The 24,588-nt window shown below is 33.5% G+C and carries 21 protein-coding genes and 2 other annotated features; of the genes, 14 read left to right on the plus strand and 7 right to left on the minus strand.

Going from position 1 to position 24,588, the window contains the following annotated elements; genetic code table 11:
- Position 1: 1 nt before the first annotated feature.
- The 8 genes from MY490_RS04215 to MY490_RS04250 all read left to right on the plus strand — a co-directional run bounded on the left by MY490_RS04215 (position 2) and on the right by MY490_RS04250 (position 9,901).
- A complete protein-coding gene (locus tag MY490_RS04215; protein ID WP_248268118.1) occupies positions 2 to 832 on the plus strand; it encodes a carbohydrate ABC transporter permease in 831 nt (276 codons plus the stop codon).
- A gap of 49 nt (positions 833 to 881) precedes the next feature.
- Positions 882 to 1,826 (plus strand): glycoside hydrolase family 43 protein, encoded by a 945-nt coding sequence (locus MY490_RS04220; RefSeq protein WP_248268119.1) that lies wholly within the window; start codon positions 882 to 884, stop codon positions 1,824 to 1,826.
- 94 nt (positions 1,827 to 1,920) lie between these two features.
- On the plus strand, positions 1,921 to 2,904 hold the full coding sequence (locus MY490_RS04225) for a LacI family DNA-binding transcriptional regulator (RefSeq protein ID WP_248268120.1): 984 nt from the start codon (positions 1,921 to 1,923) through the stop codon (positions 2,902 to 2,904).
- A gap of 217 nt (positions 2,905 to 3,121) precedes the next feature.
- A complete protein-coding gene (locus tag MY490_RS04230; RefSeq protein ID WP_248268121.1) occupies positions 3,122 to 4,918 on the plus strand; it encodes a glycoside hydrolase family 2 protein in 1,797 nt (598 codons plus the stop codon).
- A 241-nt stretch (positions 4,919 to 5,159) separates the two neighbouring features.
- Positions 5,160 to 6,341, plus strand: a complete 1,182-nt coding sequence (locus MY490_RS04235; protein ID WP_248268122.1) for a galactokinase — start codon at positions 5,160 to 5,162, stop codon at positions 6,339 to 6,341.
- On the plus strand, positions 6,338 to 7,327 hold the full coding sequence (gene galE / locus MY490_RS04240; RefSeq protein WP_248268123.1) for a UDP-glucose 4-epimerase GalE: 990 nt from the start codon (positions 6,338 to 6,340) through the stop codon (positions 7,325 to 7,327). Before MY490_RS04235 ends, galE begins: the two co-directional genes overlap by 4 nt.
- Before the next feature lie 12 nt (positions 7,328 to 7,339).
- A complete protein-coding gene (gene galT, locus MY490_RS04245; protein ID WP_248268124.1) occupies positions 7,340 to 8,833 on the plus strand; it encodes a UDP-glucose--hexose-1-phosphate uridylyltransferase in 1,494 nt (497 codons plus the stop codon).
- Between the two features lie 18 nt (positions 8,834 to 8,851).
- A complete protein-coding gene (locus MY490_RS04250; RefSeq protein ID WP_248268125.1) occupies positions 8,852 to 9,901 on the plus strand; it encodes an aldose epimerase family protein in 1,050 nt (349 codons plus the stop codon).
- A gap of 64 nt (positions 9,902 to 9,965) precedes the next feature.
- Here MY490_RS04250 and MY490_RS04255 read toward each other — a convergent pair whose 3' ends face one another.
- Positions 9,966 to 10,355, minus strand: coding sequence for a rhodanese-like domain-containing protein (locus MY490_RS04255; protein ID WP_248268126.1), 390 nt, complete (start codon positions 10,353 to 10,355; stop codon positions 9,966 to 9,968).
- 232 nt (positions 10,356 to 10,587) lie between these two features.
- Between MY490_RS04255 and MY490_RS04260 the strand changes: the two genes are divergently transcribed.
- Complete coding sequence (locus MY490_RS04260) at positions 10,588 to 11,538, plus strand: acetamidase/formamidase family protein (RefSeq protein WP_248268127.1); 951 nt, start codon at positions 10,588 to 10,590, stop codon at positions 11,536 to 11,538.
- 33 nt (positions 11,539 to 11,571) lie between these two features.
- Entirely contained in the window at positions 11,572 to 12,405 is an 834-nt protein-coding gene (locus tag MY490_RS04265; RefSeq protein ID WP_248268128.1) for an alpha/beta fold hydrolase, read from the plus strand.
- A gap of 151 nt (positions 12,406 to 12,556) precedes the next feature.
- Here MY490_RS04265 and MY490_RS04270 read toward each other — a convergent pair whose 3' ends face one another.
- A complete protein-coding gene (locus tag MY490_RS04270) occupies positions 12,557 to 13,081 on the minus strand; it encodes a DoxX family protein (protein ID WP_248268129.1) in 525 nt (174 codons plus the stop codon).
- An 835-nt stretch (positions 13,082 to 13,916) separates the two neighbouring features.
- On the opposite strand from MY490_RS04270, the gene MY490_RS04275 reads away from it, so the two are divergent.
- Both MY490_RS04275 and ccpA read left to right on the plus strand, forming a co-directional pair.
- Positions 13,917 to 14,987 (plus strand): bifunctional 3-deoxy-7-phosphoheptulonate synthase/chorismate mutase, encoded by a 1,071-nt coding sequence (locus tag MY490_RS04275; protein WP_248268130.1) that lies wholly within the window; start codon positions 13,917 to 13,919, stop codon positions 14,985 to 14,987.
- Between the two features lie 259 nt (positions 14,988 to 15,246).
- A complete protein-coding gene (gene ccpA, locus MY490_RS04280) occupies positions 15,247 to 16,245 on the plus strand; it encodes a catabolite control protein A (RefSeq protein ID WP_248268131.1) in 999 nt (332 codons plus the stop codon).
- Between the two features lie 453 nt (positions 16,246 to 16,698).
- Here the strand turns inward: ccpA and MY490_RS04285 are convergent, their stop codons facing one another.
- The 3 genes from MY490_RS04285 to MY490_RS04295 are packed head-to-tail and all read right to left on the minus strand — an operon-like array spanning position 16,699 to position 19,180.
- The gene (locus MY490_RS04285; protein ID WP_248269318.1) at positions 16,699 to 17,871 is read right to left on the minus strand and encodes an acetoin utilization protein AcuC; all 1,173 of its coding nucleotides are present in this window, start codon (positions 17,869 to 17,871) and stop codon (positions 16,699 to 16,701) included.
- On the minus strand, positions 17,871 to 18,512 hold the full coding sequence (locus tag MY490_RS04290; protein WP_248268132.1) for an acetoin utilization AcuB family protein: 642 nt from the start codon (positions 18,510 to 18,512) through the stop codon (positions 17,871 to 17,873). The genes MY490_RS04285 and MY490_RS04290 overlap by 1 nt, the downstream gene beginning before the upstream one ends.
- Positions 18,513 to 18,547: 35 nt before the next feature.
- Entirely contained in the window at positions 18,548 to 19,180 is a 633-nt protein-coding gene (locus MY490_RS04295; RefSeq protein WP_248268133.1) for a GNAT family N-acetyltransferase, read from the minus strand.
- A 180-nt stretch (positions 19,181 to 19,360) separates the two neighbouring features.
- Here MY490_RS04295 and acsA point away from each other — a divergent pair, with 180 nt between their 5' ends.
- Positions 19,361 to 21,079 carry an acetate--CoA ligase gene (gene acsA, locus MY490_RS04300; protein ID WP_248268134.1) on the plus strand — a complete coding sequence of 573 codons (1,719 nt, stop codon included), beginning with the start codon at positions 19,361 to 19,363 and terminating at the stop codon, positions 21,077 to 21,079.
- A 42-nt stretch (positions 21,080 to 21,121) separates the two neighbouring features.
- Here the strand turns inward: acsA and MY490_RS04305 are convergent, their stop codons facing one another.
- Together MY490_RS04305 and MY490_RS04310 are read right to left on the minus strand one after the other, a co-directional pair.
- Positions 21,122 to 21,847 (minus strand): TPM domain-containing protein, encoded by a 726-nt coding sequence (locus MY490_RS04305; RefSeq protein ID WP_248268135.1) that lies wholly within the window; start codon positions 21,845 to 21,847, stop codon positions 21,122 to 21,124.
- Entirely contained in the window at positions 21,844 to 22,419 is a 576-nt protein-coding gene (locus MY490_RS04310) for a LemA family protein (RefSeq protein WP_248268136.1), read from the minus strand. Before MY490_RS04310 ends, MY490_RS04305 begins: the two co-directional genes overlap by 4 nt.
- A 187-nt stretch (positions 22,420 to 22,606) precedes the next feature.
- Positions 22,607 to 22,837, plus strand: a binding site (T-box leader).
- A 66-nt stretch (positions 22,838 to 22,903) separates the two neighbouring features.
- On the opposite strand from MY490_RS04310, the gene tyrS reads away from it, so the two are divergent.
- Positions 22,904 to 24,160 carry a tyrosine--tRNA ligase gene (gene tyrS, locus MY490_RS04315; RefSeq protein ID WP_248268137.1) on the plus strand — a complete coding sequence of 419 codons (1,257 nt, stop codon included), beginning with the start codon at positions 22,904 to 22,906 and terminating at the stop codon, positions 24,158 to 24,160.
- A 4-nt stretch (positions 24,161 to 24,164) separates the two neighbouring features.
- Positions 24,165 to 24,409, plus strand: a binding site (T-box leader).
- Positions 24,410 to 24,588 lie beyond the last annotated feature (179 nt).

Below are 24,588 nucleotides of genomic sequence, written 5' to 3' on the forward strand. Positions count from 1 at the left end.
AATGAGTACAACTACAAAGAAAGCACTCCCAATTCTAATTATAGCTACTATAATAGCTATTTTATTTCTCTTACCACTAATATGGATGGTCTTTACATCTTTTAAAACGTTAAGCGAGTCAATGTCAAGTTCAGGTATTTTACCAACGAAGTGGACATTTGAAAATTACACTAGTATTTTTAGCTCGGTATCAGATACGCCAATTTTAAAATGGTTGTTTAATACAGCTTTTATTACAATTATTGGCACGATTTTAGTTGTGTTCGTGGATATTTTAGCAGCTTATGCACTAGCAAGATTAAATGTTCCGGGTAAAAAACTTATTATGGGAATGGTCTTTTTTTCGCTAGCAGTTCCTGGAATTGTCACTCTTTTCCCTGCATTTTATCTGTTTAAGTCTTTAAATCTTTTAAACTCGTTTATCCCTTTGATTCTTCCATATACTGCTAGTACAATGGGAGTGTTTTTAATCTATAATTTTCTAATTTCATTTCCAAAAGATTTAGAAGAAGCAGCTCATATTGATGGAGCAACGCAATGGCAAATTCTTTTTCATGTAATATTACCTGCGATTAAACCTGTGGCGATGACGCTAGGTGTAATTACGTTCTTAGCAATTTACAATGATTTCCTTTGGCCATCTTTAGTAACGAATTCAAATGAAATGAAAACTATTACGCTAGGGGTCGCAACACTAATTCAAGGCTCAAATTTTGTTAATCCTGCCAAAATGATGGCATCAACTGTAATCGCAACAATCCCAGGGATTATTGTTTTCTTAATAGCGAATAAATACATTGTAAAAAGCGTTACAAACACAGGTATTAAATAAAAAAATGAGTTTTGTATTAGTAGTTTAATATAATATAAAGGAGACGAATATGAAAACTGGATTTCGAACAATTAGTAAATTTAAAACTGATATGATTCATATGAGAGATCCTTTTATCTTTACATATCCTAAAGAGCAAAAGTATTATCTATATGGTACAACTTTTGCAGATGGATGTGGTGATAAAGATCCAGTTTTTGAAGTGTTTGTTAGTGATGATCTAGAAGAATGGGAAGGTCCATATGTGGCATTTAATCCACCAAAGGGTTTTTGGGGAGTTAGACAGTACTGGGCTCCTGAAGTCTTTGAAATAGATGGTTTATTCTATATGTTTGCATCGTTTAAAGGTGGGATTGGCGAGCATCGTGGTACTGGTATTCTAGTAGCAGAACACCCAGCTGGTCCTTATATTCCCCATAGTGAAGGGTCTATTACTCCCAAAGACTGGGAATGCTTAGATGGAACGTATTATAAAGATGATAATGGTGTACGTTGGATGGTTTTTTGTCACGAATGGACTCAATTATATGATGGCAGAATAAAAGCGGTAAGATTATCCGAGGATTTAAAAAAATCGGTTGGTGAGCCAATTGACATATTAAATGCTGCAGATATGCCATGGATTCGTCATTTTGGCGATCCAAGAATTGAAAAAAAGGGTTATTTAACTGACGCACCATTTATGTATAAGGCTAAAAATGGCGAACTAATAATGACGTGGTCCAGTTATTCTATTCCTAACTATGGAGATGTTGGGATGGGGGGATATACAGTAGCGATTGCAAGATCAAAAAATGGTGAGATAACTGGTGAATGGGAACATGACTTAAAACTACTTTTAGATCGAAATGCAGGACATTCTAGTCTTTTTCGTGATCTGCACGATCAGTTATATATTTGCACACATTATCCCGATACTCCTCATGGAAGTGAAAGACCTTTGTTTATAAAAATGGTCGAAACAGAAGATGGTATAATGATTGCAGAAAATTAAATAAATGGGAGAATTTCTTAATTAAGAGATATCTTTTAAAAGCTAAGAGGAAAATGATTCCTTTTAATTAGATAAAATTGTTAAGGGGTATAATATGGCAACCATTAAAGATATTGCTGAACGTATAGGTGTCTCTATTGCGACAGTTTCAAGAGTACTGAATTATGATACAACTTTATCAGTAAGTGACGAAACAAAACAAAGAGTATTTGAAGTGGCTGAAGAGCTTTCCTATAGAAAGAAAAATGGAAGACGTCCTACGTCCTATAAAATTGCAATTGTACACTGGTATACTGAAAAAGAAGAGTTAGATGATATGTATTATATGTCAATTCGACAAGGTGTGGAAACTCAGTGTGAATTGCAGAATATACAAACAACAAAGATGTATATGGATGCTCAAAATACGAATGAAGAGTTTCATGGGATTATAGCGATAGGAAAATTTAGTACAAAGCAAGCAGAAGAGTTAAGTAAACGAACAGAAAACATTGTATTTGTAGATTCTTCACCTGATGAGGATCGATTTGACTCAGTAGTTAGTAATTTTACTAAGGCAACAGAAAATGCACTTCAATATTTTATTGATCATGGTCATACGAATATAGGGTATATTGGTGGAAAAGAAACATACAAGGATCAGACTTCTGATATTGATGATCCACGAAGAGTTAGTTTTGAGAGATTTCTATCAGAAAAAGGACTTTATAATGATTCCTCAGTCTATATTGGAACATTCTCTGTAAATGATGGATATAAACTTATGAAGCAGGCAATACGTCAACAAAAAGAAAATTTACCTACTGCGTTTTTTGTAGGTAATGACTCAATTGCAATTGGTGTCTTAAAGGCTCTTCATGAGGAAAATATTAAAGTACCTGATAGAGTAAGTATTATTGGGGTAAATGATATCAGCGTTTCCAAATATGTACATCCTCCTTTAAGTACAGTTAAAGTTTTTACTGAAATTATGGGAGCAACTGCTGTTGATTTATTATTAGAAAAATTGGCAGATCGACAAGTCACAAAGAAGGTTTGTATTTCTACTAAATTAGTGATTAGAGAAAGTAGTAACTAGTTAAAAGCACATGGTTTAGGCATTTTAGCCAAGTATCATGTGTTTTTTTTATTTGTTTTTCAATAGTTTGTTAAAAATTCATTATTTTTTTAGTTAAATTTTTAGTAAAAACATTGACTGTTTTTTACTTTTTTAATAAAATTAATTAAAAGCGCTTTCAATAATATGTAATTAGAAAAATATATTTTTACTAAATGATGATTAGGAGAGATTGTTTATGACCCATCGCCAAGAATATCCAAGACCGCATTTAATTCGTAAAGAATGGCTTAACTTAAATGGAACGTGGAGCTTTGTATTTGATGATGATAATGTAGGTTCTAAACAGAAATGGTACAAAAACAATTGTACTTTTGATAAAGAGATTGAAGTACCATTTGCTTATCAATCTAAACTAAGTGGAATAAATGACAGTACTTTCCATGATGTTGTTTGGTATAAGAGAGAATTTGAAATACCTGAAAACTGGAATGGTAAAAATGTCATTCTACATTTTGGTGCTGTAGATTATCGTGCCTGGGTTTACGTAAATGAACAATTCGTTGGTTTCCACGAGGGTGGGAATACTGCATTCGAGTTCGATATTACAAACTCTTTGACGATTGGTAAACAAACAGTAGTGGTTAAAGTAGAGGATCCTTCAACAGATGAAACGATACCACGTGGAAAACAATATTGGTTAGAGCAATCCGACAGTATCTGGTACACACGCACAACAGGGATTTGGCAAACAGTCTGGCTTGAAACGCTAAATCCCACTCATCTTTCTAAGTTACGATTTACACCTGATATAGATAAAGGTGAAATCAGTGTTGAATTTGAGCTTGAAGGTAATATTTTTGATAAAGAAGTTCAGTTTGAGATTGAATTTAAAGGTCAAAGAGTACTTAAAGATAAAATATTAATTCATGAAAAGTATAATAGGAGATCATTTAACCTATATAGTCAAAAGATTTTTCGTACAAGTTTTCACCATGATGGGTGGAACTGGACACCTGAAAACCCTAACCTATTTGATGTGAAAATTACATTATTTGAAGGAGATAATCAACTAGACGAAATCAAAACTTATTTTGGAATGAGGAAAATTCATACGGAAAACAAAATGATCTATTTGAATAATCGTCCTTATTATCAAAAGTTAGTTTTAGACCAAGGTTACTGGCCAGATGGATTATTGACTGCTCCAACTGATGAAGATTTAAAAAAAGATATTATTCTTTCAAAGGAAATGGGCTTTAATGGTTGTCGTAAGCATCAAAAGGTAGAAGATCCGAGATTTTTATATTGGGCAGATAAACTAGGGTTTCTAGTTTGGGGAGAATGCGCTGCGAGTCCATCTTATAGTGAGGATGCTGCAGCACGGTTAATGAAGGAATGGGTTGAAATTGTTGAAAGAGACTATAATCACCCATCAATAGTTGCTTGGGTACCGCTAAATGAAAGCTGGGGTATTCCTAATGTTAGAGATAACCGTCAGCAGCAACATCATTCTTTAGCAATGTACCATTTAATTCATTCAATTGATCCAACTAGACTTGTTATTTCAAATGATGGCTGGGAATTAACAAAATCAGATATAGTAGCAGTTCATAATTATAATCATGGAAATAAAGATGAAGGTTTAAAATACGAGAGATTTCTAGAGGAACTAGCTACGGAAGATGCTATTCTTTCATCAATGCCAGCAAAAAGATCAATATTTGCAAACGGATTTGATTATGAAGGTGAGCCGATATTATTAACAGAATTTGGAGGGATAGGCTACAAAGTTGGGGCTGATGCAGGATGGGGATACACATCAGTAGCAAATGAACATGATTTTATTAATGATTATTCAAGAGTTATGAAAGCAGTGTATAGTTCTAAAATTCTGCATGGGTATTGCTACACACAATTAACAGATGTTGAACAAGAGATAAATGGATTACTAACTTATAACCGTGAACCTAAATGCGATTTAAAAGAAATTAAGAAGATAAATGATATGTGGCATTTAGAAATTGTTAAGTAATAGATTCTATTCTGAGATTAATAATGTATATTTTGAATGAACTTGAGAATAAGGTTAGCATTTCTTGTCAAAAAATTATTCCCTTCATTTTAATTATTTGTATGATTGTAATTCGTTTTTATATCTTTCTACTAATTAATAATAATAATTCAACTAGACGTCCATTAACGATTTATAAACATATTTTGAGATAAAGTAAGAGATTCAATAGAAATTGGAAGTAACCTTTGGAGGAATTCGGATGGATTTATCACCTTTAAGAAAAAAATTCTCTGATATATTTGCTATAACTCATACACGATATTTCTTTGCCCCTGGTCGAATAAATTTAATTGGAGAACATACCGATTATAACGGTGGAAATGTGTTTCCATGTGCTATTACATTCGGGACTTATGGACTGGCAAGAAAAAGAGAAGATAATTTGGTAAAGCTGTATTCAATGAATTTCCCAGAAAGTGGGATTATTGAATTCAGCCTCCAGGATTTAAATTATAATGAAGAACACAATTGGGCGAACTATCCTAAAGGAATAATTAAGTTCCTTTTAGAGGACAACTACAAGATTAATTCTGGTGTAGACATTTTATATTACGGTAATATTCCCAGTGGAGCTGGATTGTCATCATCAGCATCAATTGAACTAGTAACAGGTGTGATAGTAGATTCTTTGTTTGAGCTAAATTTGGATCGCCTACATTTGGTAAGGCTTGGTAAAAAGGTTGAAAATGAATTTATAGGTGTAAATAGTGGGATTATGGATCAATTTGCAATTGGAATGGGCTCAAAAGGTTGTGGAATCCTTCTAGATTGCCAAACACTAAAATATGAGTATGCACCCGTTCATCTAGAAAATCACCATCTTATTATCATGAATTCGAATAAAAGGCGAGAATTAGTAAGCTCTAAGTATAATGAGCGTAGAGATGAGTGTCAACAGGCACTCGCTGATATACAAAAACATATAGAGATAGAATCATTAGGACAATTGTCAGAACAAGAGTTTGAAGTACTTAAAAATACGATTAAAAATGAAACAGTTAGAAAAAGAGCAAAACATGCTGTTTATGAAAATCATCGTACATTAAAAGCTTTAAATGAATTAAAGAATAATAATTTAAAAGAATTTGGGGAACTGATGAACCAATCACATATATCTTTGCGTGATGATTATGAAGTTACGGGAATGGAGCTTGATACTCTAGTAGAAGTTGCTTGGCAACAACCAGGTGTAATTGGTGCTAGAATGACGGGAGCAGGTTTTGGCGGTTGTGCAATTGCGATTGTAGAGAAAGAAGGTACTGAAGAATTTATTGAAAATGTTGGTATGGCTTACAAACAGAAAATAGGATATGAAGCATATTTTTATATCGCCGGTATTGGTGATGGTGCGAAAGAAATTACAATGGAGGTTCTGCAATGAGTATTCTAGTTCTTGGAGGTGCTGGGTATATTGGCTCCCACGCTGTGTATCAATTAATTGATCAAAAATATGATGTTGTTGTCGTTGATAATCTTCAAACAGGTCACCGAAAAGCAATCCATCCAAATGCTAAATTCTATTATGGAGATATTCGTGACAAAAGTTTTTTACAGAAGGTTTTTGAAAATGAGAAAATAGAAGGGGTTTTACATTTTGCTGCTAGCTCTTTAGTGGGGGAATCTATGATCCAGCCTATAAAATATTTTGATAATAATGTTTATGGAACTCAAGTATTACTTGATGTCATGGTCGAGTTCGGTGTAAAAAATATTGTTTTCTCTTCAACAGCTGCGACGTATGGTGAACAAGAAATTATGCCAATTACGGAAGAAATGAATACAGTTCCTACAAATGCTTATGGAGAAACAAAGTTAATGATGGAGAAACTAATGAAATGGTGTGATATTGCCCATGATATCAAATTTGTTTCTCTAAGATATTTTAATGTTGCTGGTGCTCGACTAACAGGAGAGATTGGTGAAGATCATAATCCAGAAACCCATTTAATTCCTTTAGTACTTCAAGTGGCATTAAATCAGCGCGAATTTATTTCAATTTTTGGGGACGATTATGATACAAATGATGGAACTTGTATCCGAGATTATATCCACGTTGAAGATTTAATTAATGCACACATTCTTTCATTACAATATTTGCAAAATGGTGGAGCAAGCAATATTTTCAATCTTGGAAGTAGCCAAGGCTATTCTGTAATAGATATTATTGAATCTGCAAGAGAGGTCACTGGACATGAAATCCCTACTAAAATAGTTGAACGAAGAGCGGGTGACCCTAGTAAGTTAATTGCATCCTCTACCAAAGCAATTGAAGTATTAGGTTGGCAACCTAAACATGCCTCAATCAAGCAGATCATTCAAGATGCTTGGAACTGGCATCGATCACATATTGATGGATACAATGACTAGGGGTGATTAACTATGAATATCTATGCTTCGATCCAGGGACTGTTGCATCAAGTTATTTCAGTAGAATTAATTCCTTCAGAAGATGAGATTTACTCCCGAAACAAAATCATGAGCCTATTAGCTTTGGATGCATTTCCTAATCAAGTGACCTTTGATAGGAATAAGGATATTCCAGATTTTCTAGAAGAAATTGCTTACTATGCAATAAATGAGGGGTTTATTAAGAATCAGACTGATGAAATAGAGATTTTTTTAAGTGAATTGATGGATATATTTTTACCAAGACCCTCAGACTTGAATAATAGGTTTTATCAAAAATATTCAAAAGATCCAATAACAGCTACTAATTATTTTTATAAATTTAGCCAAGATAGCAATTATATCAAAACGAAAGATATATCTAAAAATATTAGCTATAAAGTCAATACTAATTATGGTGAATTAGATATCACAATAAACTTATCTAAGCCTGAGAAAGATCCAGTGCAAATTGCTTTTGAACGTAAATTGAAACCATCAACTTCTACCTACCCAAAATGTCTTTTATGTATCGAAAACGAAGGATATAGTGGAAGAATTGGACATCCTGCTCGTTCAAACCATCGAATGGTTCGCGTAGAAATAAATGACGAGAAATGGTTATTACAATACTCACCTTATGTTTATTACAATGAACATTGCATCCTTTTAGCTAATACTCACCGTGAAATGAAAATAGATCGTGAAACTTTTACTAGATTACTAGACTTCATAGAAAAGTTTCCTCATTATTTCATTGGGTCAAATGCTGATTTACCAATCGTAGGAGGATCTATTCTCTCGCATGATCATTATCAAGGTGGAAATTATGAGTTTGCGATGGCAAAAGCAGTAGATGAATATGAATTTAAGATGGAAAGTTTTCCGTTAATATCTGCCTCAATTCTTAAATGGCCAGTGTCTGTCATACGTCTTAGAGGAGTAAATAAAAGCGACCTTATCAGTGCATCAGAGTATATCTTGAATAAGTGGAAGAACTATAGCGATCCTGAAGTTAATATTGTCGCGTATACAGGAGAAGTTCGCCATAATACAATTACTCCGATAGCTCGTATTAAAAATAAGAACGAATTTGAAATCGACCTAGTATTACGTAATAACAGAACAAATGAAGAGCATCCAATGGGAATCTTTCACCCTCATGAGGATGTTCACCATATTAAAAAAGAGAATATTGGTTTAATAGAAGTGATGGGATTAGCTGTCCTCCCCGCTAGGCTCGATCGAGAAATTACTGAAATTGAGAAATATTTACTTGGACAAGCAAATGAAATAGAGCCCTACCACTTAGCTTGGGTCGAGGATATGAAAAAACGTTACGTAGGAAAAATTTCAACTCAAACAGTGTCTGAAATAGTTCGGAATGAATTAGGTAGAAAATTTCTAAGCGCACTAGAAGATGCTGGAGTATATAAGTGGGATCAAAAAGGATTAGAAGCATTCAGACGATTTATTGATATATTATGATAAATAGGAGTTAAAATCATGAGAGGATATAAGGAGAAGTTTGGAGAGTTAAATGGGTATACAATTTCAGCATATACAATAATAAATTCTCATGGAATGAAAGTAATCTGTTTAGATTATGGATGCATAATTAACAAAATCATAGTTCCTGATAAATATGGAAAGTTTGAAAATGTCGTTCTTGGGTTTGATTCAATTAATGAATATGTTGAACAGTCCCCTTATTTTGGAGCGGTAATTGGGCGAGTAGCAGGAAGGATTAATAAAGCTAATTTTGAATTAAATAATCAGGTTTATCAACTTGCTATTAATAATAAGAGTAATCATCTTCATGGTGGTCTTAAAGGTTTTGACAAGGTTATATGGAATACAGAGATGATAGAAAATAAAGATAATATTAGTTTAGTATTTACTTATCAAAGTCCAGATGGTGAAGAAGGTTATCCAGGGAATATAGATATGAAGGTTGTCTATACTCTAAACAATAAAAATGAGTTAAATATAACTTATGAAGGAAAATCCGATCAAAGAACATTGTTAAATGTAACAAATCATTCTTATTTTAATTTATCAGGTGATTTAAAAAGAGATGTTTTAAATCACACCTTAAAACTTAAAAGTAAACGCTTTGTGGAACTTGATCATGATTTAATTCCAACCGGAAGATTAGTAGATGTTGATAATACACCATTTGATTTTACAGTAGGTAGGAAATTGATTGATGGAGTAGAATCTTCCCATCCTCAAAATATTTTAGCAGGAAATGGATATGATCACCCCTTTCTTTTAGAGGAAAATGATACTGAGCAGATTATACTTAGTGATGAAGAAAATGGTCGTGTACTAATGATTGAAACGAATCAACCTGGGGTAGTTCTTTATACTGGAACACAACTTTTAAATGATTTCACAATCAGAAGCATTCAATCTAGAAAGTATCTGGGACTTTGTTTAGAGACTCAAGGACTTCCTGACTCTATTCATCACGATAACTTCCCATCCTGTATAATTGAAAAGGATGAGGATTATCATGCTTTTACTAAGTTATCGTTTTTAATTAATAAGTAAAAAAATTATGAAAACGTGTAGGTTATCTACACGTTTTTTAAAATTTGTTTACTTATTTATTTAGTTATTCTACGTCAAAACCAGCAGCTTTCCACGCAGCAGTACCACCATCGATATATGCAACATCAGTGAATCCCATTTTTTTCAGTAAATATGCTCCTAAAGATGCTTGGCCACCTGCACCACATGTAACAAGAACAGGACGGTTTCGATCTGCTAATTTAGGCTCGCGTAAATGATCTGGTAATTCTAAATCAGCACGGATTGGTAGCATTCCAAGTGAGATATTCAAACTGCTTGGTATTAATCCGCATGCACCTGCATCAGCTGCGTCTTGAACATCAATTACTAATGTTTCAGGATTAGAATTAATTTTTTTACGAGCATCCGCTGAACTGATTCCTTGTACATTGTCACGTGCTTCTGCAACCATTTGTTTAAAAGTAATTGCCATTATTACTCCTCCAATATAATGAATTTAGAAATCCCTAAATTTGGAAATCTCATCTATACAATACACCGAAAGTCTTGTGCAATTCAAATTGATGGAGCAATTCATAGAATTTATAGGAAAAAAGTAATAAAAAATTAAAAATAAAACAAGGGAAATTATTTTATGTGCAGAAATTATTTATAGTTAAATTATTTTTACATACTAAAATTGAGCGTTGAAAGAAGGAGTAAATATGCCAGAAACATATAAATTCAAAACAACAGATCAGCATTTGCATGCATCATTTAGTAACGAATATGATCCAATTCAAATTATTCGTTCTGGTGATTCGATTGAATTTGATACGATTGATATCGGGTGGGGTTATTCGCATCAAAATGGAGAAAGAGTAAGATTCGAGTCAAGAGAGAAGGAAAAAGAATGGGGTCATCCTATGATTGGTCCAATTTTTGTAGAAGGTGCTAAACCGGGGATGACACTTGAAATTAAAATAAACGAATTAAAAGCTGGCTGGTACGGATGGAATTGTGCAGGTGGTAAAAAGAATTGGCAAAATAATGCATTAGGTATTTCTGAAGAATTAGAAGTGACTTTAAATTGGCTAATCAATGAAGAAAACAATACAGCGAAAACTAAAATCAGAGATAAGGAAGTTTCGGTACCATTAGTACCATTTTTAGGTGTCCTAGGTACTGCGCCTTCTGAATCAGGTGTTCATTCGACTATACCACCGAGATATTGTGGAGGAAATATCGACTGTAAGGAGTTGGTTGAAGGTAGTACTTTGTATTTACCTATAGCTGTTGAAGGAGCACTTTTTTCTGCGGGTGATGGACACGCGGCACAAGGTGATGGTGAAGTATCTGGTCAAGCGATCGAATCTCCATTTGATAAAGTGAATCTAACTCTTAGAGTAAGAGAAGACATGCAGATTAATATGCCACGAGCTAACACACCAGCAGGGTGGCTTACATTTGGCTTTGATGAAGACTTAAATATAGCAACTAAAACTGCATTAAACGGTATGGTCGAGTTAATTCAAGAGCTATATGCTATTGAAAAAACAGAGGCAGTTGCTTTAGCTAGCGTTTGTGTTGATTTGAGAATAACTCAAATTGTTAACCAAGTTAAGGGTGTCCATGCTGTTTTGCCTCATAATATTAATATCACTTCAATTTATTAAAATGAATAGATTTGAAAATTGGAGGTTAATAAAATGCCTTTTTGTACTTTAAATAATATTGACATAAACTACGAAATAATTGGAGAAGGAAAACCAATCGTTATGATTCATGGGTTTACTCCAGACTCAAGGTTAATGCAAGGGTGCATGGAACCGATTTTTACTAAGAAAAACGGTTATAAAAGGATTTACTTTGACCTTCCAGGTATGGGGAAAACAAAGGGCGGAACAAACATTAATACGACAGATGATATGCTGAACATCGTCATAAAATTTATTGATACGATCATACCAGGTCAATCATTTTTATTAGCCGGGGAATCTTACGGGGGATATTTAGCAAGAGGAATAATTGCTAATAGACCTGAAAAAGTCAAAGGTGCAGTATTTATTTGCCCTATGATTATTCCACAATTTGAGAAAAGGTCGTTACCAAGCCATAACGTAATAGTAGAAGATAAAAATTTTTTAAATCAATTAAATGAACTTGAGGAAACTGATTTTCGTTCAAATAATGTAATTCTAGACGAGAAAACTTGGGTTCGCTATAAAGAGGAAATTGTTAGCGGATGTACAATCGCTGATCAAGAATTTTTATCTAAAATTAGGAATAACTACGGATTTTCATTTGAAATAGATAAAATTAAGTTCAATGAACCTAGTCTATTTTTAGTAGGTTTACAAGACTCGGTCGTTGGCTATAAAGACGCATTTACTATTCTTGAAAATTATCCAAGAGCATCATTTGCAATTTTAGATAAAGCTGGCCATAATCTACAAATAGAACAAGCGAAACTATTCAACTCGCTGATCAATGAATGGTTAGACAGAGTATTAGAAGCAGAAGAAGGACGTACTTTTACTTAAGATTAGGCTACCCTGAAAATTAACTTTAAAAAAGGCAACACAAAATAAAAAATGCCACGAAATATTCGTGGCATTTACTTGACGTAGTCTTTTTTCAACAGCGATAAAGGGCTATCAATTGATAGCCCTTTATCTATATCATTATTTTTAATTAAGCTGTTTTTTTCAAAAGATAACTGTTTTCATTTAACTCGTTTATTTTTGAATATTTTTTAGTACCAAATTTTGTAATGAAGTAATCTAAACCAAATCGACCTGCATTTGTTCCAGCAACAATGATGAATGTACTTAATAATACTAATTGTGGGTTGATGCTTGTTGTACCACTAAACATGAATGCAAAGTTCATCATTAAAGCGAAGAATGTTGCAGTTTTAGTAAAGCAACCAAGAATTAATCCAAGACCGATTGCAAATTCACCAATTGGCACTAAGAAGTTAAATAAATCAACATGTGGGATTGCAAAATTTGTTAAAAAGTCTGCCCACCAACTTTGTACTGCCGGATGTTCACCTGTTGCACTTTTTACTGCAAATCCTAAAAAACCTGAAGCGTCAAAACCACCAGCCGATAACTTACCCCAACCTGCATGTATGAATTCATAACCTACATAAAGACGAAAAATAGTTAATATAGCAGCTGCCACTTTATTCGTTCTTAAGAAATTGATAAACATATATATTACCTCCGCAAGTTTTATTTTAATTAACTTACTTCTGTTTTTTTGTTTCTTGTTGCTATGTTGTTTCTTGATTACATACTTATTGTACACAATATTTGTGACTTTTTTCACATGGAATTTGAACATTTTGTGTCACTAAATGATTCACTTTGATTAATAAGTTTATTTCACTACTTTCCATGTATCAAAATTGAGTTGCATGAAGATTATGAGAAATTCTAAGTTTTATTTAGCATACTATTTGCTCTTTAAAATCATAAAGAAAGTTAGATATCTCGAGAAAAAGAATACAACCGTCTAATCGAACTTACAATTAAGCCTAAGATTAATATGAAGAGTTCTTTGCTAGCTCTTCTTTTCTAAATTTAGTGGAATAGTATTGATGTTTAACATTTTTTTATTTAATAACATTTTAAATGTTAAAGTGTTTCAACAATTTTAATTTACCAAAAAACACTATAGTAATTATTTTTTTCGGAAATTAAAAATATTAAGAACAAATTTTAGATAGATCGTTTTAAATTTTGATTAGGTTTTTATTGTAAACTTTTTTTGATGAATTAGTTGATTGGAATGGAGGGATGTCGACTCCTATGGGATTAGCGGGAAGGCTAATGAAATAACTAAAAGATCTTTTTTCACAGCTTGACTAAGAAGTGTTATTTTTTATAACTCTTCTTTTTGATTTAATCTCGCAACTATTCCCAATAAAAATACAAAATATTCACTAAAAAAACATTTTTTTAAAATAATGCTCATGTTTTGATTAGCTTTCAATAAAGTGTCATAATAACAAATGAGATATTGGTATTTGCAAGGAGGATTTAATTTGACTAAAAATGATTTAGAACAACTTAGAATTGAAATAGACGAGATTAATCATCAAATATTTGAGTTATTAAATAAAAGAGGCGAAATCGCAAAGAAAATTGGAATAGCAAAAATTGATCAAGGTGTTAAACGTTATGACCCAGTTAGGGAACGTAAGATGCTAGATCATATTGCCGAAATTAATGAAGGTCCTTTTAGTACGGCTACCCTCCAACATATTTTTAAAGAAATTTTTAAAAGTAGCCTAGAGCTTCAAGAAGAAGACGATAAAAAAGTTCTTCTTGTTTCAAGAAAAAGAAAATCAGAAAATACAATTGTAAATGTAAATGGTGTTAATATTGGTGATGGAAGCCCAATTATTATTGCTGGCCCATGTGCAGTTGAGAGCTATGAACAAGTTGATTCCGTAGCGAAAGTGTTAAAGGAACAAGGAGTAAAAATTATGCGTGGTGGTGCATTTAAACCACGTACTTCGCCTTATGACTTCCAAGGACTAGGTGAAGAGGGATTAAAGATTTTAAAAGAGGTTGGTAAAAACCATGGGTTGGCAATTATTAGTGAAATAGTTAGCCCAGAACATATTGAAATGGCATTAGATTATGTTGATATCATTCAAATCGGCGCAAGAAATATGCAGAACTTTGAATTACTCAAAGCTGCAGGTTCTGTAAATAAACCAATTTTATTAAAAAGAGGTTTATCAGCGACAATCGAAGAATTTATTTATGCAGCTGAATACATCATGTCAGAAGGCAATCAAGAAATCATTTTATGTGAACGTGGCATAAGAACTTATGAAAAAGCTACGAGAAATACATTAGATATAACAGCTGTTCCAATTTTAAAACAAGAAACACATTTACCAGTATTAGTAGATGTTACACATTCGACAGGTAGAAGAGACTTACTAATACCTGCAGCAAAAGCGGGACTAGCAATTGGCGCTGATGGTATTATGGCAGAGGTTCATCCAGATCCTGCTACTGCTTTAAGTGACTCATCTCAGCAAATGAATTTTGATCAATTTGACCAATTTATGTCTGAAGTTAATTCTTTCATAAATCGATAATCAACATAAAAGCGCTGACTGAATAAAATCAGTCGGCGCTTTTTGAATAATTTGTGAACGTTTGTTTTAAATTAGCAATATATAGTGATAAAATACGAATAATTTACATTTTTTTCTAATAGGTGTATTGAACGAAGATTCGTTTCACTATAAGATAGAATGAAGCACTATTTTTGTGGAATATGACGTTTTATGACTATTTTACCTAAATAAAAAACAAACTACATAATAGATAGAATAAAATAGAGGAGTGATGAAAATGACGGTTACGATTTATGATGTAGCACGTGAGGCAAACGTTTCCATGGCTACAGTTTCACGAGTAGTTAATGGTAATCCAAATGTTAAACCTACTACTCGAAAAAAAGTAAACGAAGCGATCAGCCGTTTAGGATATAGACCAAATGCAGTTGCAAGAGGACTAGCAAGTAAAAAAACAACTACTGTTGGTGTAATTATTCCTGATATTTCAAATACTTTTTATGCAGAACTAGCACGTGGTATAGAAGATATTGCAACAATGTATAAATACAATATTATCTTAAGTAACTCAGATGAGAATATTGAGAAAGAAATTACATTAATAAATAATATGTTAGCAAAACAAGTTGACGGAATATTATTTATTGGTGGAACAATTACGGATATTCATCAAGAAGAGTATGAAAAGGCTGGCGTTCCAATTGTATTAGCAACTACATATGATGAAACTAATAAAATCCCTTCAGTAAATATTGACTATGCTCAAGCGGCATTTGATGCAGTAGATTATTTTATTAAAAAAGGTCACCGAAAGGTAGCATTCGTAAACGGACCTACTGAAACGAATATTATCGGATTAAGTAAGTTAGAAGGATATAAACGTGCTTTACAAGAAAATGGAATCGAATTCGATGAAGAGTTAGTCACTTATGGTGATAATACGTATGAATCAGGCAGTGAAGCTTTTGAAGCTTTCCATGAGCGTAATATTATTCCGAGTGCGATTTTCGTAGCATCTGATGAAACTGCGATTGGTGTAATTCACAGTGCCCAAGACCATGGAATATTAGTACCGAATAACCTTGAAGTTTTTGGATTTGATAATACAAGACTGGCATTAATGGTCCGTCCAAAATTATCATCTGTTGCTCAACCAATGTATGATATTGGTGCAGTTGCAATGAGATTATTAACGAAATATATGAATAAAGAGACAGTGGAAGATCATACAGTCATTCTTCCTCATCATCTTCAAATTAGACAATCAACAAAGTAAATGATGAAAGTAGCTTAGAATTTTAGTAATTCTAGGCTTTTTTGTTTTTATGGGACCTTATCAAAAAATAAGGAATAAACATTGCGCTGCAAATAAACTTGAGAGGTGTGCAAATTAAGTTTAAATAACTACAAATAAAAAAAGAACGGCAAATAGAATCCGATAATCGCAATAAAAAATAGCAAAACTACAATTAGAATCCAAGAACCTTAATTAAAAATAGTAAAACAACAAATAAAACTTTGTATACTGCAAATAAATCAAAAGAATACATATACCCGTAATTGTTTTTTACATCTTTATTAACAGGATAGTTTTAGTATTAAACTAGCAAAATTGCTCTGAATCTACTTAAAATCGAGCTGTATATGAATTGAAGTTTACTAATTCATAATCAAAAATCTACCAAAAATAAAAAACGCCGTCGAGATCCCCTCAGGCGGCGCGTATTATTTAAATAAAAGGCTTTTTTTGCTGAATTTGCAATGGCTCAAGTGCACGGTATAAGACTTGTTCATTGTATTCCTCTATTTCCTTTTTCCTTGGAATAGGTTTTACAATAGAGGGATTGTCTGTCCATGTTGTAGGTAACTTAACATTAGCAATTTTCTGCCATTTTTCTATCCAGCTATCTGGTATTAGGTTAGAAGTTGGTTGTTGATTTGTCATAGCTAGCCATACTTGTGACCAAGCTCTTGGTACTACTCTCCAGTAATCATACCCACCTCCAGCAACAGCAATCCATCTGCCATCGCAATATTTGTGAGCGATTTCGTGTGCGATTTTTGGGATTTCCTCGAATGTTTTCATTGTCGTACATAGATGAGTTAATGGATCATAACAATGTGAATCAGAGCCATTTTGAGTGAGAATTACATCTGGTTTGAAGTATTGAGCTATATCGTTTATTGCTTTTTTATAGCTTAATAGAAATGATTCATCCTCGGTGAATGCATCAATTGGAATGTTAAATGAGTATCCGAAACCTTTACCTTGTCCTCTCTCGGTTACCGCACCTGTACCTGGAAAGAGATATCTACCAGTTTCATGGATAGAAAGAGTGCAAACAGTCGGGTCATCATAAAATGCCCACTGAACTCCGTCTCCATGGTGTGCGTCCGTGTCTACATATAACACCTTTAAACCGTATTTTTGTTGAATATATTTTATGGCGATTGCACAGTCATTATAAACACAAAAACCAGAGGCTTTTCGTTTAAAACCGTGATGTAGTCCACCACCTAAATTAAAAGCATGATTAGATTTTCCTTCTAGAACGGTATCTACTGCAGTTAAGGTGCCACCAACAATTAAAGAACTGGCCTCGTGCATATTTTTAAAAATGGGTGTATCTTCAGTTCCAAGTCCAAATTGTTCAGCGATATTTGCACTAACTGGTTCGCGGCTTGCTTTTTTAACTTGTTCGATAAATTGTAAATCATGAAAAAGGAGTAGCTCGTCATCAGTTGCTATTCTTGGTGGAATAATTTCAGTATCATTTAATAGATTACTAGATGTTAATAGTTCATAAACTAATTGAGAGCGAATCGGATTAAATGGATGTTTTTCGTTGAATTGATAGGCATGGTATTCTTCGCTATATACTAAGTAGGCATCCTTTTTCATCATGATTCACTCGCTTCATTTGGCCAAAGAATTTTATATCCTTCAGTTTTTAAAGTTTGAATAATCGAAAGTGGATTCATCGTTTGAATTCTAAATACAAGAACCTTATGATTCGCTTCTTTTGCAGGATAAACAAGGACACTAACAATATTAATGTTTTCTTTTGAAAATACGTTAACAACATCACTTAAAATGCCTGGATGATCATGGACTAAGATTTCTATTTGGGAGCTAGGTTGATATGCTCCTGTTAACGTTACTAGAGTGTGTAATACATCAATTTCGGTCACAAGTCCAATTAATTTTCCGCTAGATACGACAGGTAAACAGCCTATTTTATATTGATAGAAATAAGTTGCTACTTCTTCAACAAAGTCAATTGGGCTGCAAGTAATGACATTAGTAGTCATAATTTTTTCCACAGGAACCTCAAGTACAGATGAAAAAGCTTGTGGAAATAATGTTGAAGGTAAAGCATCGCGTACATCTCGGTCAGAAATGATTCCAACCACTTGATCATCTTCATTAATGATTGGAATATGACGTACATCACCTGTTCGAAAAATGGTTACTGCATCCCCGATTGTATTTTCTTTTTTTAAAGTAATGTTTGAACTGCGCATAATATCTTGAATAAGCATTATTTTGAATCCTACCTTTCGAGATTAAAGTTCAATTAGTACATATATCTTTGTAAAAAGCGTAGTGCGTCAAATGCTTGAATTTCTTCAGTTGTTACTCGTTTTCCCATTCTTACCATTAAACAGTTTGCTGGATGGGAGCAGATTTCAGGATCATCAGTTGCAAATTGGATGAGTCCACCGGCATTCATCATTTTTTCCATCATTTTTCGATATTCCCATACATTTAAACCAGTACCTTTTAAATCCCAATGCCAATAATACTCTGTTGTGATAATGATATAGTCTTCCATTGCATCATCTAGCATTGAGAGAATTAACATATTTTTAGCAACTGAAAAACCGCGGAATTCAGGGATTACCTCAATTGCTCCAAGCTCGATTAAATTTTCTAGAGTTGTTTTTGACCATCTTTCAAGTGGGTCTGGATATAAATAGGTAACATAACCTACAATCGTTTGATCAAGTCTAGCAATAATAATTCTAGCTTCAGGTAGACTAGCAATTTCAACAATTGCTTTATGTTGCTGTGCTGGCTGTCTAAAAGATGTTAAATTTTCATGGAAATGATATGTTTCAAGTAAGGCAGATTCGACGGGTCCCTCTATCATTAATTCACCATGCACAGTTTGAATTGTTTTTGAAAAATATTTTTTTGGGTGATCCAATATTTCTCACTCCCTTTAGAAAACACCTTTTTTATAATCATACTAAAAAATGCAGGAAAGACATACAGGAAAAAAAACAGTAGGTGTCTAATACATATAAATGGTTAATTTATTAAAAATACTGAAAATTAAATCTTATCATTGTATAATGATAGTAGAGAATATCAAGGAGGGATTTATATGAAGGTGGAAGCGCTTCCTGTAAAAAACGGACAATTTAATTTAAAAAACTATGAGGAAACTTATAAAAATTTTAAGTGGGAAGATGTAGAAAAAGAATTTTCTTGGTATACAACACAAAAGTATAATGTGGCTTTTGAAGCTATCGATCGTCATGCAAATTCTGATCGAAAAGATAAAGTTGCTTTGTATTACAAAGATGATAAGCGAAATGAAAAATATACGTTTGAAGAAATGAAAAATAATTCAAATAAGGCTGCGAATGTTTTAAAACAATTCGGTGACGTTGAAAAAGGTGATCGAGTATTTATTTTCATGCCTCGTCAACCAGAATTGTATTTTGCACTTTTAGGAGCTTTAAAATTAGGTGCTATTGTTGGACCTTTATTCGAGGCATTTATGGAAGGCGCTGTTAAGGATCGTTTAGAGGATAGTGAGGCAAAGGTATTAGTCACAACGCCAGAATTATTATCACGTGTGCCGGTTAATGATCTACCTGCGTTAAAAACAATTTTCCTTATAGGTGAAGACGTTGAGGAAGGCGGTAAATTTGTAGATTTTAAAGCTCGTTATAAAGAAGCGAAATCAGATTTTGAGATTACATGGTTAAATCGCCATGATGGTTTAATTTTACATTATACTTCTGGGTCAACTGGAAAGCCAAAAGGTGTTCTTCACGTTCAACAAGCGATGATTCAACACTATCAAACTGGTAAATGGGTGACGGATCTACAAAAAGATGATGTATATTGGTGTACAGCGGATCCAGGTTGGGTAACTGGAACTTCATACGGTATTTTTGGACCTTGGTTAAATGGAGCTTCTAACGTGATATTAGGAGGCCGTTTCAGTCCAGATGCTTGGTATGATACAATTCAAGAATTCGGTGTTACGGTTTGGTATAGTGCTCCAACAGCATTCCGTATGCTTATGGGTTCAGGGGAGGACATTATTAAGAAGTATGATTTAAGTTCACTTCGACATATTTTAAGTGTTGGTGAGCCTTTAAATCCAGAGGTAGTTCGTTGGGGAGCAAAAGTATTTAATTTACGAATCCATGATAATTGGTGGATGACTGAAACTGGAGCTTCATTAATTAGTAACTATCCATGTATGCCAATTCGACCAGGTTCAATGGGTAAACCATTCCCTGGAATCGAGGCAGCTATTGTTGATAATAACGGTAATGAGGTTGCTCCATATACGATGGGAAATCTAGCAATTAAAAAGGGTTGGCCATCGATGATGAACACAATTTGGAATAATGAAGCAAAATTCCAATCATATTTCTTAAATGATGAGTGGTATGTTTCAGGTGACTCAGCTTATATGGATGAAGATGGATATTTCTGGTTCCAAGGTCGAGTAGACGATGTCATTATGACTTCCGGTGAGAGAGTAGGTCCATTTGAAGTAGAAAGTAAGCTTGTCGAGCATCCTGCGATTGCAGAAGCTGGTGTAATCGGTATACCAGATCCTGTAAGAGGTGAAATTATTAAAGCGTTTGTTGCGCTAAGAGATGGTTATGTTGCTTCAGATGAATTGAAGGAAGAAATCCGTAACTTTGTAAAATTAGGACTAGCAGCTCATGCAGCACCTAGACAAATCGAATTCCGTGATAAATTACCAAAAACTCGAAGCGGAAAAATTATGCGAAGAGTATTAAAAGCATGGGAGTTAGACCTTCCAACTGGTGATTTATCAACGATGGAAGATTAATAATAAAAAACCATTGGAAAGATCCAATGGTTTTTTGTTGTTCTAAAATTTTCGATCGGAGCCACCGCCTCCGGAGCTTCCTCCGCCACCGCCTCTTGGACCACCGCCACCTGATGAGTTTAATAGTGCAGGTAATAAATTCAAAATGAAATAAGTAAGTACACCATTAAAGAACATCATATCAATGATGATGATCGCGATTACAATCGCAATGATGATAAATACTTTTAAATTGTCCCATAAATTGCTTGTTTTAGAATGACCAGTTTGTTCAGATCCATTTAAAATAACATTATAAAGTGATTTATATGTGTTTGTTATTGCAAGAGATTCTTCACCTTTTTTCAAATATGGAATAGCGCTCTGGTCCAGAATGTTACCGGATCTAATATCTGTTACAACTCCTTCTAAACCATATCCAACTTCGATTCTTATTTGTCTGTCTTTTTTAGCATATAACAAAAGAACTCCATTATTTTTCTCTTTATTACCTAAACCATATTTTCGAAACGCTGTATTAGCGTATTCTTTAATATCATATCCTTCCAGACTTGGGATTGTTAATACCGCAAGTTGAGCGGAGGTAGTGTCTTCTAACTTTTTCCCTAATTGAATTAGAGTTTGTGTATCTTCTCTGTTAAGAACATTTGCATAATCTTGTACATAAATGTCTCCTACTTGAGAAGGTACTTTAATTTCAGCATTTGCTCCTGTAGCAAATGAAAAAAGCAATCCTAATAGGAATATTGATGAGAGAAATTTTCTCATTTATTACCATCGCCACTGAAGTCAACCTCAGGAGTAGCTTTATCTTTTTCAGATACTTCAAAGTAATCCTTCTTCTCGAATCCAAAAGGTCCAGCTACTAGTACACCTGGGAATTTTTTGATTTTTTGGTTGTAAATAGTTACAGCATCATTATAATCTTTACGAGCAATAGCTAGTCGATTTTCAGTTCCTTCTAGGCTATCCATTAATGCTTGGAAGTTTTGATTTGATTTTAAATCAGGATAGTTTTCTACGACTACTAATAGACGACTTAGTGCGCCAGACAATTCTGCATCAGCTTTACTTTTATCAGCAGTCGTTTGAGCACCAGCTAATTTTGCGCGTGCATCTGTTACTGAAGCAATCACATCTTTCTCTTGTTTAGCATATCCTTTTACTGTATTTACTAAGTTTGGTATTAAATCTGAACGACGTTTTAGTTGGTTATCAACTTGCGACATTTTATTTGTTACATTTTCTTCTTGAGTCACAAAGCTATTATAGCTTCCGACACCCATAAAGATTAGAACGACTACAATAATTAAAGCAACCCATATTCCTTTATTCTTCAAGAAAAAACACTCCATTTCCAAAATATGTATTTTTAAAGATGTTAGTATTATTATTTAACCATATTATTTGATATAAAGCATTTTTATTCAAATATTGAATGACAATTTAAATAAAATTAATAAAAAATTAATTATCTATTTGACTTAAACGTTTTATTTATGATATAAATGTTTCATAACATTTCAATAGTGAGCGTTGAAAGGCTTAGTAGTGTGAATGGTTTTGGATCAGAGAGCTAATGGTTGGTGAGAATTAGCACAGACATTGACATGAATTACACCCTGGAGCATTCTTTTTCGATATTTGTTTAGTGCAAATTAGGATTAGAACGGTTAACAGCCGTTAATTGTAAGAGAGGTAGCTAGTTTATTAGCTACAACTAGGGTGGTACCGCGATTATAATTATTCGTCCCTACTGTTTATCAGTAGGGACTTTTTATTTTGTTCAAACGACGTATAGATCATAGAAGGGGTGGGCTAAAAATGGAAAATATCTTACAAGATTTAGAATTTCGTGGATTAATTAATCAAATGACAGATGAAGAAGGTCTACAAAAATTATTAAGCGAAGAATCTGTTTCATTATATTGTGGTTTTGACCCAACTGGTGATAGCTTACACATTGGTCACTTATTACCAGTGTTAATGTTAAAGAGATTCCAAGTTGCAGGTCATAAACCGATTGGTGTAGTAGGTGGAGCAACTGGAATGATCGGAGACCCTAGTGGTAAGAAGGCAGAACGTACGTTAAATACTGCTGATACAGTAAAGATGTTCAGTGAACGAATTCGTACACAATTATTACCATTTTTAAACTTCGAAGGTGAAAATGCTGCTAAAGTAGTTAATAACTTCGATTGGACAGGAGAATTAGATGTTATTACATTCCTACGTGACATCGGTAAAAACTTCGGATTAAACTACATGCTAGCTAAAGATTCAGTTGCATCTCGATTAGAAGCAGGTATTTCATTTACTGAATTTAGTTACATGATTTTACAATCATATGATTTCTTGAAATTATACCAAGATCATAACTGTAAATTGCAAATTGGTGGTAGTGACCAATGGGGTAATATTACAGCTGGTATGGAATTAATCCGTAAGACAGAAGAAGATTCAAAAGCTTTTGGTCTTACAGTACCTTTAGTAACAAAAGCTGATGGTTCTAAATTTGGTAAAACAGAAGGCGGAGCAGTTTGGTTAGATCCTGAGAAAACAACTCCATATGAATTCTACCAATTCTGGATTAATACAGATGACCGTGATGTAGTTAAATACTTGAAATACTTTACTTTCTTAACGAAAGAAGAAATTTTAGAGCTTGAGAAACAATTTAATGAAGCACCTGAACAACGTGTTGCTCAAAAAGCATTAGCTGCTGAAGTAACAAAACTAGTTCACGGTGAAGAAGCTCTTGATCAAGCGATTAAAATTACAGAAGCATTATTTAGTGGCTCTGTAAAAGAATTAACGGCAGCTGAAATCAAACAAGGTTTTAAAGACGTACCTTCATTTAATTTAAGTGAAGCGGAAAAAGGATTAGTAGACTTACTAGTTGAAGCAAAAATTTCTCCATCAAAACGTCAAGCACGTGAAGATGTACAAAACGGTGCAGTTTATGTAAATGGAGATCGTATACAGGACGTTGCAACTGTCTTAACTAAACAAGATGCAATTGAAGAGCAATTTATTATTATCCGTCGTGGTAAGAAGAAATACCACTTGATTACATTATAATATTGAATAAACAGTGAACGAAAAAGCAGTAGTTTGATTGGTAGTAGTTAAAGAGAGCGAGTGGTTGGTGAAAACTCGTCTACACAATCAAATGAATTACATTTCGGGAGTTTTCTTTTCGTAGTTAGTTGATCTAATGAAGGGAAGAACGTAAATCTACGTTACAGATTCGAGTGATAAGGAATTTTTCTTATATAAGCATTTATTTCTTATAACTAGGGTGGTAACGCGATCGAGGTCGTCCCTATATTTTATAGGGGGCCTCGATTTTTTATTGCAATTTAAGTGTATAAATTGGCAGCGATGATCCTTGCTCGACGTAGTAGCCAAATTTAGGAATAAAGTATAAGTGCAACTTCGTCTCTACCATCGCCCAAAAGGCTCGTCAATCAACGAGTTTTCTTTATCTATTTTTGAAAGGGTGAAAA

It is taken from the genome of Gottfriedia acidiceleris (genome assembly GCF_023115465.1).
GTDB classification, from domain to species: Bacteria; Bacillota; Bacilli; order Bacillales; family Bacillaceae_G; genus Gottfriedia; species Gottfriedia acidiceleris_B.